The sequence below is a fragment of the Pseudomonas sp. Pseusp49 genome (assembly GCF_059491875.1).
In genome coordinates, this window is sequence record NZ_CP168514.1 from 2,193,591 (window position 1) to 2,207,503 (window position 13,913).

The following is a 13,913-nucleotide window of genomic DNA, read 5'->3' on the forward strand; positions in this document are numbered from 1 at the left end:
CACGGGGCTGCGAACCAGAGCGTTCGGGCCGCCGGTACTGGAGAAAGAAAGCATGAGCAACTGGTTAGTAGACAAACTGATCCCTTCGATCATGCGTTCCGAGGTCAAGAAGAGCTCGGTGCCTGAAGGTCTTTGGCACAAATGCCCGTCTTGCGAGGCTGTGCTGTATCGTCCGGAGTTGGAAAAGACCCTGGACGTTTGCCCCAAGTGCAACCATCACATGCGTATCGGCGCCCGCGCCCGTATCGACATCTTCCTCGACGTTGAAGGCCGTACCGAGCTGGGTGCAGACCTGGAGCCGGTTGACCGTCTGAAATTCCGCGACGGCAAGAAGTACAAGGACCGCCTGACCGCTGCACAAAAGCAGACCGGCGAAAAAGACGCGCTGGTTTCGATGAGCGGCACGTTGCTGGGCATGCCGATCGTGGTTTCTGCGTTCGAGTTTTCCTTCATGGGCGGTTCGATGGGCGCCATCGTCGGCGAGCGTTTCGTTCGCGCCGCCAACTACGCCCTGGAAAAACGTTGCCCGATGGTCTGTTTCTCGGCTTCCGGCGGTGCGCGGATGCAGGAAGCGCTGATTTCCCTGATGCAGATGGCCAAGACCTCTGCGGTGCTGGCGCGCCTGCGTGAAGAAGGCATCCCGTTCATCTCCGTGCTGACCGATCCGGTCTACGGCGGCGTTTCCGCCAGCCTGGCGATGCTGGGCGACGTGATTGTCGGCGAGCCGAAGGCGCTGATCGGTTTTGCCGGTCCTCGAGTGATCGAGCAGACCGTGCGTGAAAAACTGCCGGAAGGCTTCCAGCGCAGCGAGTTCCTGCTGGAGCACGGTGCCATCGACATGATCATCGATCGTCAGGAGCTGCGTCCGCGCCTGGGCAACCTGCTGGCGCAAATGATGGGCCTGCCGACGCCGAAGTTCGTGGCTGCACCCATCGAGCCAATCGTGGTTCCACCGGTACCTGCCAGCCTATGACCCAACGTACCCTTGGCGAATGGCTCGCCTACCTCGAACAGTTGCACCCTTCGGCCATCGACATGGGGCTGGAGCGGTCGCAGCAGGTAGCGTCCCGCATGGGACTGGGCAAGCCGGCGCCTCGGGTGATTACGGTCACCGGCACCAACGGCAAGGGTTCCACCTGTGCGTTCGTGGCGTCCTTGCTGCGGGCCCAGGGCTTGAGAGTGGGGGTTTACAACTCCCCGCACCTGCTGCGCTACAACGAGCGGGTAACGGTCAACGGCGTCGAAGCCACTGACGCCGAGCTGTGCAAGGCCTTTGCTGCGGTAGAGGCCGGGCGTGGCGACACTTCGCTCACCTACTTCGAAATGGGCACCCTGGCGGCGTTCTGGCTGTTCCAGCACTCCGGGCTCGATGCGGTGGTGCTGGAAGTCGGTCTGGGCGGTCGTCTGGACACGGTCAACGTGGTGGATGCCGACATGGCACTGGTCACCAGTATTGGCGTCGATCATGCCGATTACCTGGGGGATACCCGAGAGTCCGTGGCCTTCGAGAAGGCCGGTATTTTCCGCCAGGGCGCGCCTGCGCTCTGCGGCGATCTGAATCCTCCAAAACCCCTGCTGGACAAGGCGCGCGAGCTCAACTGCCCGTTTTTCCTGCGTGGGCGCGATTTTGATCTCGGCGTGACCGATCACAACTGGCAATGGCGCGGTGTCGATGCGCAAGGGCGTGCGGTTGAGCTGCGCGACCTGCCGCTGCTCGATCTGCCGATGGAAAACGCCGCGCTGGCGTTGCAGGCTTACCTGCTTCTTGGCTTGCCTTGGGTGGATGCGCAGATTATCGAAGCGCTGCAGGCTACGAAGGTGGTCGGTCGTCTGGATCGCCGCACGTTCGAGTGGCAGGGCAAGCGTTTGAATTTATTGCTGGATGTGGGGCATAACCCGCATGCGGCGGAGTATCTGGCCCGTCGTCTGGCCAGCCGTCCACCGGTCGGCAAGCGTCTGGCGGTGTTCGGGCTGCTGGCGGACAAGGATCTGGGTGGTGTTGTCGGCGAATTGAATGCTAGTGTCCAGCACTGGGCTGTTGCACCGCTGGATTCGCCTCGGGCGCGTCCGGTTGCGGATCTGCACGATGCATTGCAGGGTCTTGGTGCCTCGGTCACGTCATACGACAGTGTAGCGGCCGCCCTGGAAGGGCAGTGCGCGCAGGCCACGAGCGACGACGAAATCCTGTTGTTCGGATCATTTTATTGTGTCGCCGAGGCCCTTGAATGGCTGGCCCGGCGCTCCACGGAGGAAGCGGCAAATGGCATTGCTGGATAAGGCATACAAACAGCGCATGGTTGGCGCCCTGGTGTTGGTCGCGCTGGCGGTGATTTTTCTGCCGATGCTGTTTTCCCGCCAGGACGAACAGCGCCAGGTGACGGTCGAAGCGCCGGCGGCCCCGCAGGCGCCTGCGCTGCCCCAAGTGCAGGTCGAGCCTGTGGCGGTGCCTGAGCCGCAAGCCTTGCCCCAGGAGCCCGTGCCGAGCGATGACGAAATCGCCCAGCAGGAATCGGCGGTGCCGGCTGTGCCGATGGCTCCGGCACCGGCACCGGCTGCCAAACCGGTTACGCCGCCGCCTGCGCCTGCGCCTGCACCCGTTCCGGCGCTGGCCGCCAAGCCTGCGACCGCGCCTGCCCAGCCCATCACAGCGGCACCCGGCAAGCCGGACACCACGCAAAGCCGTGTCGATGCCAATGGCTTGTCGGTCAGTTGGTCGGTGCAACTGGCCAGCCTGGCGAACCGTGAAAGCGCGGAAAAGCTGCAGAAAACCCTGCGCAGCCAGGGTTACAACGCCTACATCCGGACCGCCGACGGCAAAAACCGGGTGTTTGTCGGGCCGCTGATCGAGCGTGCAGAAGCCGACCGGCTTCGGGATTTGCTGAACCGCCAGCAGAACCTGAAGGGGTTTGTCGTGCGCTTTCAGCCGGAACGTGGCTAAAACTATCGCCCCGATATGCAATGCACTGACAATCGCAGCTTACCGATAAGCATGGGCTCTGCTAAAATGCGCCGCCTTATCCGTCTGTAGGCTGCACTGTGCCATTTACCTGGGTTGACTGGGCGATCGTAGCAATCGTCGCCATCTCCGCATTGATCAGTCTGAGTCGCGGCTTCGTCAAAGAAGCACTGTCGCTGCTGACCTGGATCATCGCAGGAGTCGTTGCCTGGATGTTCGGTGGTTCACTGTCCGAGTACCTCGGCGGGTACATTCAAACGCCATCGGCTCGTATAATCACGGGCTGTGCCATCATGTTTGTCGCCACTTTAATCGTAGGCGCAATGATCAATTATCTTATCGGCGAACTGGTTCGCGTCACCGGGCTCTCCGGGACCGACCGATTCCTCGGCATGGCCTTCGGCGCCGCGCGGGGCGGGTTGCTGGTGGTCATTGCCGTCGGGCTGTTGAGCCTGGGGCCGGTACAGCAGGACGGGTGGTGGAAAGAGTCACAGCTCGTGCCAAAATTTCTATTGGTCGCCGACTGGTCCAAAAACCTGATCCTCGGGTGGAGCAGTCAGTGGCTTGCCAGCGGAATCAGCGTACCCGCTGATATTCCGTTCAAGGAGCAACTCTTGCCGACGGCCAAAACGCCTCAGTAAGTGTTGTTCAGTTCAGATCCATTAAGTAGGGGTTGCGTCGCATGTGTGGCATCGTCGGTATCGTCGGTAAGTCGAACGTCAATCAGGCGCTGTATGACGCGCTAACCGTGCTCCAGCACCGCGGCCAGGACGCTGCCGGTATCGTGACCAGCCATGATGGCCGGTTGTTCCTGCGCAAGGATAACGGCCTGGTGCGTGACGTGTTCCAGCAGCGTCACATGCAGCGCCTGGTCGGCCACATGGGCATTGGCCATGTGCGTTATCCGACCGCGGGCAGCTCGACGTCGGCTGAAGCTCAACCGTTTTACGTCAACTCGCCTTACGGCATCACCCTGGCGCACAACGGTAACCTGACCAACGTTGAACAACTGGCCAAGGAGATTTACGAATCTGACCTGCGCCACGTCAACACCAGCTCCGATTCGGAAGTGCTGCTCAACGTGTTCGCGCACGAACTGGCCCAGCGCGGCAAGTTGCAGCCGACCGAAGAAGACGTGTTCGCCGCCGTCACCGACGTGCACAACCGTTGCGTCGGTGGTTATGCCGTCGTAGCCATGATCACCGGCTACGGCATCGTGGGCTTTCGCGACCCGCACGGTATCCGCCCGATCGTTTTCGGCCAGCGTCACACCGACGAAGGCGTCGAGTACATGATCGCCTCGGAAAGCGTTTCCCTGGACGTGCTGGGCTTCACCCTGATTCGCGACCTGGCGCCAGGCGAAGCGGTCTACATCACTGAAGAGGGCAAGCTGTACACCCGTCAGTGCGCGACCAACCCGTCCCTGACCCCGTGCATCTTCGAACACGTCTACCTGGCGCGTCCGGATTCGATCATCGACGGCGTGTCGGTCTACAAGGCCCGCCTGCGCATGGGTGAGAAACTGGCCGAGAAGATCCTGCGCGAGCGTCCTGATCACGACATCGACGTGGTCATCCCGATTCCGGACACCAGCCGCACCGCCGCGCTGGAGCTGGCGAACCACCTGGGCGTGAAGTTCCGCGAAGGCTTCGTGAAGAACCGCTACATCGGCCGGACCTTCATCATGCCGGGCCAGGCCGCGCGGAAAAAATCCGTACGCCAGAAACTCAACGCCATCGAACTGGAATTCCGCGGCAAGAACGTGATGCTGGTGGATGACTCCATCGTGCGCGGTACCACTTGCAAGCAGATCATCCAGATGGCCCGCGAAGCCGGCGCCAAGAACGTCTACTTCTGCTCCGCGGCGCCAGCGGTTCGCTACCCGAACGTCTACGGCATCGACATGCCGAGCGCTCACGAGCTGATCGCGCACAACCGTTCGACCCAGGACGTGGCTGACCTGATCGGCGCCGACTGGCTGATCTATCAGGATCTGCCTGACTTGATCGAAGCGGTCGGTGGCGGCAAGATCAAGATCGACAAGTTCGATTGCGCGGTGTTCGATGGCCAGTACGTCACTGGCGACGTCGACGAGGCTTACCTGAACAAGATCGAACAGGCACGCAACGATGCCTCCAAGGTCAAGACGCAGGCAGTCAGCGCGATCATCGACCTGTACAACAACTGAGTTTCTACCGGCCCTGAGGGGCCGGTTTTGTATCCGGCTTTTAAATTACGAGAATAGGGAAAGGAGTGACAGCATGAGTCAGGATTGGGATGCCGGTCGGCTGGACAGCGACCTCGAAGGCGTAGCGTTCGATACCCTGGCCGTACGTGCCGGTCAGCACCGTACGCCGGAAGGCGAACACGGTGATCCGATGTTCTTCACTTCCAGCTATGTATTCCGCACCGCTGCCGACGCAGCCGCGCGTTTTGCCGGGGAAGTACCGGGCAACGTTTACTCGCGCTACACCAACCCGACCGTACGCGCCTTCGAAGAGCGCATCGCCGCCCTGGAAGGCGCCGAGCAAGCCGTGGCCACCGCCACCGGCATGGCTGCGATCATGGCCGTGGTGATGAGCCTGTGCAGCGCTGGCGATCACGTATTGGTGTCGCGCAGTGTGTTCGGCTCGACCATCAGTCTGTTCGAAAAGTACTTCAAGCGTTTCGGCATCGAAGTCGATTACGTGGCCCTGGCGGATCTGTCCGGCTGGGACGCGGCGATCAAGACCAACACCAGGTTGCTGTTCGTCGAGTCGCCGTCCAACCCGCTGGCCGAGTTGGTCGACATTGCCGAACTGGCGAAAATCGCCCACGCCAAAGGCGCGATGCTGGTGGTCGACAACTGCTTCTGCACCCCGGCCTTGCAGCAACCGCTGAAAATGGGCGCGGACATCGTCGTGCACTCGGCCACCAAATTCATCGATGGCCAGGGCCGTTGCATGGGTGGCGTGGTCGCCGGTCGCAGCGAGCAGATGAAAGAAGTGGTTGGCTTCCTGCGTACCGCCGGGCCGACCCTGAGCCCGTTCAACGCCTGGATCTTCCTCAAGGGCCTGGAGACCCTGAACCTGCGGATGAAGGCCCATTGCGCCAACGCCCAGCAACTGGCCGAGTGGCTGGAACAGCAGGCAGGCATCGAGAAAGTCCATTACGCCGGCCTCAAGAGCCATCCGCAGCACGAGCTGGCGCTGCGCCAGCAGAAGGGTTTCGGTGCGGTCGTCAGTTTTGAGGTGAAGGGTGGCAAAGAGGGTGCCTGGCGCTTTATCGACGCCACGCGCCTGATTTCGATCACCGCCAACCTGGGCGACAGCAAAACCACCATCACGCATCCGAGCACCACGTCCCATGGTCGCCTGGCGCCGCAGGAGCGTGAAGCGGCGGGCATTCGTGACAGCCTGATCCGCATTGCGGTCGGCCTGGAAGACGTGGCGGACCTGCAAGCCGACCTGGCGCGCGGCCTGGCTGCGTTGTGATCGAGTTGTCTACGCCGACCACCGGCTCCAATGGCCGCGTAGCGCTGGTGACCGGCGCCGCGCGAGGCATAGGCCTGGGGATTTCAGCCTGGCTGATCAGCGAAGGCTGGCAAGTCGTGCTGACGGATCTGGACCGCGAGCGCGGTTCGAAAGTGGCGAAAGTGCTGGGCGACAACGCCTGGTTCATCGCCATGGATGTCGCCAACGAGGGGCAAGTCGCGCTGGGCGTGGCCGAGGTGCTCGGCCAGTTCGGGCGCCTGGATGCGCTGGTCTGCAATGCGGCGGTGGCCGATCCGCACAACATCACCCTGGAAAGCCTCGACCTGGCTCACTGGAATCGGGTGTTGGCGGTGAACCTCAGTGGGCCGATGCTGCTGGCCAAGCACTGTGCGCCGTACCTGCGCGCTCACAGCGGCGCCATCGTCAATCTGGCCTCGACCCGCGCCGCCCAGTCGGAACCCGACACCGAGGCCTATGCGGCGAGCAAGGGCGGCTTGTTGGCCCTGACTCACGCATTGGCCATCAGCCTTGGCCCGGAGATCCGGGTCAATGCCGTCAGCCCTGGCTGGATCGATGCACGCGACCCTTCGGTGCGGCGTGCCGAGCCATTGACCGAGGCCGATCATGCCCAGCATCCGGCGGGCAGGGTGGGGACGGTCGAGGATGTGGCGGCGATGGTGGCCTGGCTGCTGTCGAGGAATGCCGGTTTTGTCACCGGTCAGGAATTCGTGGTCGATGGCGGCATGACCAAGAAGATGATCTATGAGCAGTGAAAGGCAGCTTCAAGCGTCAAGCTGCAAGGTAAAGCGTGACGGTGGTGTGCCTGCTATATGCATGCTTGCTTTTACTTGCAGCTCGAAGCTTGCCGCTAAAAGCTGTTTTTGAAAAAAACTTCAATCCTGCTATTGACTTAGGTTCGCTACCTGCGTAAATTTCGCGGCCTCGGAGATGCAAACGGGTGATTAGCTCAGCTGGGAGAGCGTCTGCCTTACAAGCAGAATGTCGGCGGTTCGATCCCGTCATCACCCACCACTCCCGAGATACTTGCGAAAGCAAGAGGTAGGCTGAAATGCCTCCACCGACGCGCAGCGGTAGTTCAGTCGGTTAGAATACCGGCCTGTCACGCCGGGGGTCGCGGGTTCGAGTCCCGTCCGCTGCGCCATATTTTCCGAGTCAGATTCATCTGGTTCGAGATTGAAAAGCTACTGAGTTTTCAATCAGACGAGTTACTTGAGCATCTGCTCAAAGCGATACGCAGCGGTAGTTCAGTCGGTTAGAATACCGGCCTGTCACGCCGGGGGTCGCGGGTTCGAGTCCCGTCCGCTGCGCCATATCTGCCCCGAGGCCCACTGAACGCCTTGGAGCTACGAAGAAACCACTGGTTACTTCGAGTCGATAGCAAAAACCCTGGTCGAAAGACCGGGGTTTTTTGTTTCTGCGATTTGGCAATCCGCCTGAATACCTCACTTAGCCTTGCAAATACACCGCGTGGGTATGGGTGTATTCGTACAGCCCGTGCTTGCCATCCGCGCCGCCGATGCCGGACTTGCGCACACCGGCATGGAAACCTTGCATGGCTTCGAAGTTCTCGCGATTGACGTAGGTTTCGCCAAAATCCAGCTCGCGCATCGCCTGCAGGGTTTTGCTCAGGTCACGGGTGTAGATCGACGAAGTCAGGCCATAGTCGCAATCGTTGGCCAGGGCGATGGCTTCGTCCAAATCGTCGATTATCTGGATCGGCAGCACTGGCCCGAAAATCTCTTCACGCATGATCTCCATGTCCGCGCGACAACCGGCTAAAACAGTGGGCTGGAAGTGGAAGCCATTCGGCAGATCGGCCATCTGCCCGCCGCTGATCAGGCTTGCGCCCTGGCTCAACGCGGTGCGGACTTTGCGGTTGACGCTGTCCAGCCCCTGGCGGTTGATCAGCGGGCCCATCTCCACGTCGGGCTGGGCAATCGGATCGCCATAACGGGTTGCGCTCATGGCCGCCGCGATACGTTCGATGAACTGATCCGCCACCTTGCGCTCGACATAGACCCGCTCGGCGCAATTGCACACCTGGCCGCTGTTGATGATCCGCGAATCGCGGATCGCCCTGACCGCCAGGTCGAGGTCTGCATCCGCCAGCACAATGGCCGGCGCCTTGCCGCCCAGTTCCAGGTTGAGCTTGGTGATGTTCGGTGCGGCGGCGGCCATGATTCGTGAGCCGGTGTCGACGCTGCCGGTGAAGCTGATCATGTCCACGCCCTTGTGTGCGCTCAGTGCCGCGCCGACTCGGCCGTCACCGCAGACCACGTTGAACACGCCGGGCGGCAGGTCGGTTTCGGCCACCAGCCGGGCAAATTCGAAGCAGTTGTTCGGGGTTTCTTCGCTGGGCTTGATGACGATGGTGTTACCGGTCAGCAGGGCCGGGGCCATCTTGCGGGCGATCAGGAAGAAGGGGAAATTCCATGGCAGGATCCCGGCCACCACGCCCAGTGGTTTGCGCAACAGGAAGATGTTTTCGTTCTGGCGGTCGCTGGTGATGATTTCACCTTCGATACGCCGGGCCCATTCGGCCATGTAGTCGAGGTAGTCGGCGGTGAAGTTGACTTCGACTTCCGCCAGCCCGCTGATCTTGCCTTGCTCCAGGGTGATGGTGCGCGCCAGGTGCGAGACGTTTTCCCGCAGTTTCGCGGCGATCCGGCGCAAGTAGCCGGCGCGGTCATTCGCCGGTTTGCGCGCCCAGTCTTTCTGCGCGCCACGGGCGGCAGCGAGGGCGCGGTCGACGTCCTCGGCGGTCGAGGCCGGGACTTTCGACAGCACGGCGCCGGTGGCCGGGTTGATCACATCGAGGTGGGCAGCGCTGGCCACGAACTGGCCGTCGATGAAGTTTTCGTATACAGGCACGGATGACATGGTGCGACTCCTTGGCAGATCAGTAGGTGCGTGACGGCGCTTGAGTGGTGGCAGGTTCGCGATAGCGGGCGAGGGTGGCCATGGCGCCTTGGCGCAGCAGGCTGATGTCGATGGCCACCGCAATGAACTGGCAGCCCCAGCGCTGGTAGCGGCGGGCGTCTTCTTCGTTGGGGGCGAGAATCCCGCAGGCCTTGCCGGCCGCCAGTGTGGCGTTCACGGCGTGTTGAATCCGTTCCTGGACCTCCGGGTGACCGGGGTTGCCGGCGTGACCCAGGCCGATCGACAAATCCGCCGGCCCGATAAACACCGCATCCACGCCCTCGACGGCGGCAATTGCGGCGACGTTTTCCACGCCAGTGCGCGATTCCACCTGCACGATCAGGCACAGTTGTTCGTGGGCGGTATTCAGGTAATCCGGCACGCCGTCCCAGCGCGTGGCCCGGGTCAGGCCGCCGCCGACCCCGCGGATGCCGTGGGGCGGGTAGCGCATGGCGCGCACCAGTGCCTGTGCCTGCTCAGCGGTTTCGACCATCGGGATCATCAGCGTCTGCGCGCCGATATCCAGCAGTTGCTTGATCAGGTTGGCATCGCCGTTCACCGCGCGCACCACTGGCGCGGTCGAGTAGGGCGCCACGGCCTGCAACTGGGCGAGTACGCCGGGCACGGTGTTGGGCGCGTGCTCGCCATCGATCAGCATCCAGTCGTAACCGGTGGTGGCGACGATCTCGGCGGCGTAGCCGGTGGCGAACCCGGCCCAGATGCCGTACCGGGTTTCGCTGTTGTTCAGTGCGGCCTTGAACGCGTTGTGCGGCATGTTCATCACGAACTCCTTTCTCAGCGGTTATACGGCCGATGCAGTTGGCATTCCGGGTTGAGGGTCACGCCGAAACCCGGCTGGTCGAGCGCGGACAGGCGCATGCGGCCATTGACCGGCACCGGTTCGCCAAGCAATTGCGGGTGGAACATCGGCACCACTTCGTCAGCCTTCGGCGCCATCATCAGGAACTCGGCGAACGGGCTGTTATGCCGGGTGGCGACGAAGTGGTAGCTGTACACCGAAGAACCGTGGGGGATGACCAGCGCGTTGTGGGCATCGGCCAGGGCCGAGATCTTCACCAGTTCAGTGATCCCGCCGCACCAGCCGACATCCGGCTGGATGATGTCGCAGCAGCCCATCTCCAGCAGCATGCGGAAGCCCCAGCGCGTGGCTTCGTGTTCACCGGTGGTGACCAGCATGCCCTTGGGTACGTTGTTGCGCAGGGCGGCGTAGCCCCAGTAATCGTCAGGCGGCAGGGCTTCTTCGATCCATTTCAGGCCGTATTCGTGGGCGCCAACCGCCAGTCTGGTGGCGTAGTTGAGGTCCAGGCTCATCCAGCAATCGAGCATCAGCCAGAAGTCCGGACCGACACGCTCGCGCATGGTCGCCAGTTCTTCGAGGTTCTTGCGCAGGCCTTCTTCGCCTTCGGCCGGGCCGTGGTGCAGCGGCATCTTGCCGCCGATGAAGCCCATTTTCTGCGCCAGGTCCGGGCGGGCGCCGGTGGCGTAGAACTGCAATTCGTCGCGCACCGCACCGCCGAGCAACTGGTGCACGGGCTCCTGGCGGATCTTGCCGAGCAAGTCCCACAGCGCCAGGTCGACGCCGGAGATCGTGTTGATGACGATGCCCTTGCGCCCGTAATACAGGGTCGACTGGTACATCTGGTCCCAGATTTTTTCGATGTCGGTGATCCGGGCGCCTTCGAGGAAGCGCGCCAAGTGCTTCTCGACAATGTAGGCGGCCGGCTCGCCGCCCGTGGTCACGGCAAAACCGACGGTGCCATCGCTGGCCTCGATCTCCACCACCAGGGTGCCGAGCACGTTGATGCCGAAGGTGCGGCGGCTCTGGCGGTACTCGGGGTATTTGCTCATCGGCGTGGCAATGTGATCGTCGATCCAGTGGCCGTCGGCCTGGTCGTGATAATCCGCGCCGCCGCCACGCAGGGTGAAAGCGCGGACGTGTTTGATGGTTGGAATGCCCATGGTGTGATTCCTTTTGTTAAACGGCAGTCAAGTTAAACGGTGGCCGGTTTGTTCGAGGCTTCATGGCCGGGCGCCCGTACGCCCAGGACCAGCAACGCGGCGATGACGGTGGTAACGGCCAGCACGTACAAGCCTGCTGCCGGTGAATGGAAAGCGCCCTCGGCCCAGTTCTTCAGGATGGGGGCGATGAAGCCGCCGAGGGCGCCGAACGAGTTGATCAGGGCGATCCCGGCCGCGGCGGCACTGCCGGCGAGGTAGCTGGAGGGGAAGGTCCAGAACACCGGTTGCACGGCGATGAAGCCGGAGGCGGCAAAACACAGGGCGATGATCCCCAGCAGCGGGTTGCTGAAGGTCACCGAGCAGGCGATCCCGGCGGCGGCCATCAGCAAGGTCAGGCACGCGGTGCGGCGGCGTTCACCGGTGCGGTCGCTGTAGCCGGGGATCAGGTAGGCGGCGATCAAGGCGCAAATCCATGGAATCGCCGTGACCAGGCCGACCATCAGCCCGACCTTGGTCCCCAGCAGTCCGCCGACCTGGCTTGGCAGGTAAAACACCACGCCGTAGACACTGGCCTGGATCAACAGGTAGATCAGGCACAGGTACAGCACCGAGGGTTGGCAAATGACGTTGAGCAGGCTGCGGCCGTGGTTCTGTTTATGGCTGTCTTCCTGATCGAGCAGGCTTTGTACTTGCTGGCGTTCCTCGACGGTCAGCCACTTGGCGTCGGCCGGCCGGTTGTCCAGGTACCAGTAGGCCCAGATGCCCACCGCCGTCGCCATCAGGCCTTCAACGGCAAACAGCCACTGCCAGCCGTGGAAGCCGGCGAAGCCGTCCAGTTCCAGCAGCAGGCCGGACAACGGGCTGCCGAAGATGAACGCCAGCGGCGCACCGAAATAGAAGAAACCCATGGCCTTGCCGCGCACGGCGCTGGGGAACCAGTAGGTGAGGTAGAGGATCACGCCGGGGAAGAACCCGGCTTCGGCCACACCCAGCAGGAAGCGCAGGATGTAGAAGCTGGTTTCTGTGTGGGCGAAGACCATGGCGGCGGAGACCAGGCCCCAGGTGACCATGATCCGGCACATCCACAGGCGGGCGCCGACGCGGTGCAGGATCAGGTTGCTCGGCACTTCAAGCAACGCGTAGCCCACGAAGAACACCCCGGCGCCGAAGGCGAAGGCGGCATCGCTGATGTTGGTATCGGCTTGGAAGGCTTGTTTGGCGAACCCGACGTTGGCGCGGTCGAGGAAGGCCATGATGTACATCAGCAGGAGAAACGGGAGTAGCCGCCAGGAAATTTTGGCGAGCAGAGGCGCGGGTAGAGTCTTCATCGCAGTTTTCCTTTGGTAGGGCATTTGTTCTTATGGGGAAGACTGTACGGCCGCTGATCGATGCGTTACAAATCGAATCTAGCTCACAACTGATACCTTGAGGGTATCGATAAAAAGGCCCGCCATGACCACGCCGATCATCTCCCGCAGCCTGCTCAATCGCCTGCGTTACAAGCATCTGCACATGCTGGTGACGCTCAGCTCCAGCCAGAACCTGCACCGCGCTTCGCAAAGCCTGAACATGTCGCAACCGGCGGCAACTCGCATGCTCCATGAGATTGAAGACATGTTCGGCTGCGATCTGTTCGAGCGCCTGCCGCGGGGGATGCGCCCGACAGCGCTGGGCCAGGAACTGATTCGCTTTGCCGAGTCGGCCATCAGTGGTCTGGACCGTTGTGCCGAGGACCTGATGGCGCGGCAGCAGGGCGGCTACGGCTATCTGTCGATCGGTACCATCATGGGCGCGGCGCCGGGCCTGGTCATGGATTCGATTGCCGAGATCAAGGCGCTCAATCCGCAACTGCGGATCCGCATCATGGGCGACACGAGCGACCAGGTGATCCAGTTGCTGGAACAGGGCCGCATCGACCTCGCCATCGCCCGGCGCAATGCCGCCACGGACAGTGAGCATTACGTCTTCGAGCAATTGGGTAACGAACGCTTGCTGGTGGTGGTGCACGCCGGCCACCCGCTGGCCCGGCGCAAAAAACTGGAAATGGCCGAGCTGGTCAGCGGTTGGCCGTGGATCCTGCAACCGGAAACCAGTCCGGCGCGCATCGGCCTGGATCAGGCCTTGCAGCGGTTAGCCTTGCCGCTACCGGCGGACATCATCGAATGCAGTTCGGTGTACTCCATGCAGCAACTGATTCAGCTGACCGACGCGATCATGGTCCTGTCGGAAACCGCATTGCGCGACTATCTTAAAATGGGCCTGGTGGTGGCATTGCCGGTGGAACTGGATGTGCAGATGGCGCCATTCGGGTTGTTGTTGCGCAAGGGCGAGCACATCAGCCGGGAGTTGGGGTTGTTCATCGAACTGCTGCGTCGAAAAGTCGCGGTTTTTTGATTCCTTGGTCAGTTTTTAGTTTTCCGTCAGGCCATAAGCCTATAAACTTAACCTTTCGGTCAGCTTTGCACTGTCAACAACAGCCCTTTGTATTGTCAAAAGGGGCTTCTGCACGACTCGAGATTTCCAGTACATAACCAGAAGGGCGGACCCCATAACCGCCCAGAGGA

The 13,913-nt window shown here is 62.0% G+C and carries 12 protein-coding genes and 3 tRNA genes; 11 read left to right on the forward strand and 4 right to left on the reverse strand.

What is annotated here, in order from left to right; all coding sequences use genetic code 11:
- Window positions 1–52: 52 nt before the first annotated feature.
- The 10 genes from accD (at window position 53) to ACEN83_RS09855 (ending at window position 7,760) form a co-directional block, all read left to right on the forward strand.
- Entirely contained in the window at window positions 53–973 is a 921-nt protein-coding gene (accD, locus tag ACEN83_RS09810; RefSeq protein WP_007975665.1) for an acetyl-CoA carboxylase, carboxyltransferase subunit beta, read from the forward strand.
- Window positions 970–2,277, forward strand: a complete 1,308-nt coding sequence (folC, locus tag ACEN83_RS09815; protein ID WP_495580128.1) for a bifunctional tetrahydrofolate synthase/dihydrofolate synthase — start codon at window positions 970–972, stop codon at window positions 2,275–2,277. Before accD ends, folC begins: the two co-directional genes overlap by 4 nt.
- Window positions 2,261–2,938, forward strand: coding sequence for an SPOR domain-containing protein (locus ACEN83_RS09820; protein WP_495580129.1), 678 nt, complete (start codon window positions 2,261–2,263; stop codon window positions 2,936–2,938). Before folC ends, ACEN83_RS09820 begins: the two co-directional genes overlap by 17 nt.
- A 98-nt stretch (window positions 2,939–3,036) precedes the next feature.
- The gene (locus ACEN83_RS09825; RefSeq protein WP_056722189.1) at window positions 3,037–3,597 is read left to right on the forward strand and encodes a CvpA family protein; all 561 of its coding nucleotides are present in this window, start codon (window positions 3,037–3,039) and stop codon (window positions 3,595–3,597) included.
- 41 nt (window positions 3,598–3,638) lie between these two features.
- A complete protein-coding gene (gene purF / locus ACEN83_RS09830; RefSeq protein ID WP_007975670.1) occupies window positions 3,639–5,144 on the forward strand; it encodes an amidophosphoribosyltransferase in 1,506 nt (501 codons plus the stop codon).
- Between the two features lie 73 nt (window positions 5,145–5,217).
- Window positions 5,218–6,429, forward strand: a complete 1,212-nt coding sequence (locus ACEN83_RS09835; protein WP_495580130.1) for an O-succinylhomoserine sulfhydrylase — start codon at window positions 5,218–5,220, stop codon at window positions 6,427–6,429.
- Entirely contained in the window at window positions 6,426–7,202 is a 777-nt protein-coding gene (locus ACEN83_RS09840; protein WP_116582033.1) for an SDR family oxidoreductase, read from the forward strand. Before ACEN83_RS09835 ends, ACEN83_RS09840 begins: the two co-directional genes overlap by 4 nt.
- Window positions 7,203–7,385: 183 nt before the next feature.
- Window positions 7,386–7,461: transfer RNA gene (locus ACEN83_RS09845), tRNA-Val, on the forward strand.
- Window positions 7,462–7,514: 53 nt separating this feature from the next.
- Window positions 7,515–7,591, forward strand: a tRNA-Asp gene (locus ACEN83_RS09850).
- Window positions 7,592–7,683: 92 nt separating this feature from the next.
- A tRNA-Asp gene (locus ACEN83_RS09855) sits at window positions 7,684–7,760 on the forward strand.
- A gap of 136 nt (window positions 7,761–7,896) precedes the next feature.
- On the opposite strand, the gene aldA is transcribed toward ACEN83_RS09855, so the two are convergent.
- From aldA to ACEN83_RS09875, 4 genes are read right to left on the reverse strand one after another with little or no spacing between them, the layout of a single operon-like run.
- On the reverse strand, window positions 7,897–9,330 hold the full coding sequence (gene aldA / locus ACEN83_RS09860) for an aldehyde dehydrogenase (RefSeq protein WP_495580131.1): 1,434 nt from the start codon (window positions 9,328–9,330) through the stop codon (window positions 7,897–7,899).
- A gap of 19 nt (window positions 9,331–9,349) precedes the next feature.
- Entirely contained in the window at window positions 9,350–10,150 is an 801-nt protein-coding gene (locus ACEN83_RS09865; protein ID WP_258685298.1) for an HpcH/HpaI aldolase/citrate lyase family protein, read from the reverse strand.
- Between the two features lie 14 nt (window positions 10,151–10,164).
- Window positions 10,165–11,349: an L-rhamnonate dehydratase gene (rhmD, locus tag ACEN83_RS09870; RefSeq protein WP_258685300.1), complete on the reverse strand. Its 1,185-nt coding sequence runs from the start codon at window positions 11,347–11,349 to the stop codon at window positions 10,165–10,167.
- Window positions 11,350–11,381: 32 nt separating this feature from the next.
- Window positions 11,382–12,677: an MFS transporter gene (locus ACEN83_RS09875; protein ID WP_407800113.1), complete on the reverse strand. Its 1,296-nt coding sequence runs from the start codon at window positions 12,675–12,677 to the stop codon at window positions 11,382–11,384.
- 124 nt (window positions 12,678–12,801) lie between these two features.
- Here ACEN83_RS09875 and ACEN83_RS09880 point away from each other — a divergent pair, with 124 nt between their 5' ends.
- Window positions 12,802–13,743: a LysR family transcriptional regulator gene (locus ACEN83_RS09880; protein WP_116582029.1), complete on the forward strand. Its 942-nt coding sequence runs from the start codon at window positions 12,802–12,804 to the stop codon at window positions 13,741–13,743.
- The last annotated feature ends 170 nt before the right edge of the window (window positions 13,744–13,913 follow it).

Coding starts and splice junctions, on each gene's coding strand:
- accD (WP_007975665.1), top strand. CDS start 53: ATGAGCAACTGGTTAGTAGACAAACTGATCCCTTCGATCATGCGTTCC.
- folC (WP_495580128.1), top strand. CDS start 970: ATGACCCAACGTACCCTTGGCGAATGGCTCGCCTACCTCGAACAGTTG.
- ACEN83_RS09820 (WP_495580129.1), top strand. CDS start 2,261: ATGGCATTGCTGGATAAGGCATACAAACAGCGCATGGTTGGCGCCCTG.
- purF (WP_007975670.1), top strand. CDS start 3,639: ATGTGTGGCATCGTCGGTATCGTCGGTAAGTCGAACGTCAATCAGGCG.
- ACEN83_RS09835 (WP_495580130.1), top strand. CDS start 5,218: ATGAGTCAGGATTGGGATGCCGGTCGGCTGGACAGCGACCTCGAAGGC.
- aldA (WP_495580131.1), bottom strand. CDS start 9,330: ATGTCATCCGTGCCTGTATACGAAAACTTCATCGACGGCCAGTTCGTG.
- ACEN83_RS09865 (WP_258685298.1), bottom strand. CDS start 10,150: ATGAACATGCCGCACAACGCGTTCAAGGCCGCACTGAACAACAGCGAA.
- rhmD (WP_258685300.1), bottom strand. CDS start 11,349: ATGGGCATTCCAACCATCAAACACGTCCGCGCTTTCACCCTGCGTGGC.
- ACEN83_RS09875 (WP_407800113.1), bottom strand. CDS start 12,677: ATGAAGACTCTACCCGCGCCTCTGCTCGCCAAAATTTCCTGGCGGCTA.
- ACEN83_RS09880 (WP_116582029.1), top strand. CDS start 12,802: ATGACCACGCCGATCATCTCCCGCAGCCTGCTCAATCGCCTGCGTTAC.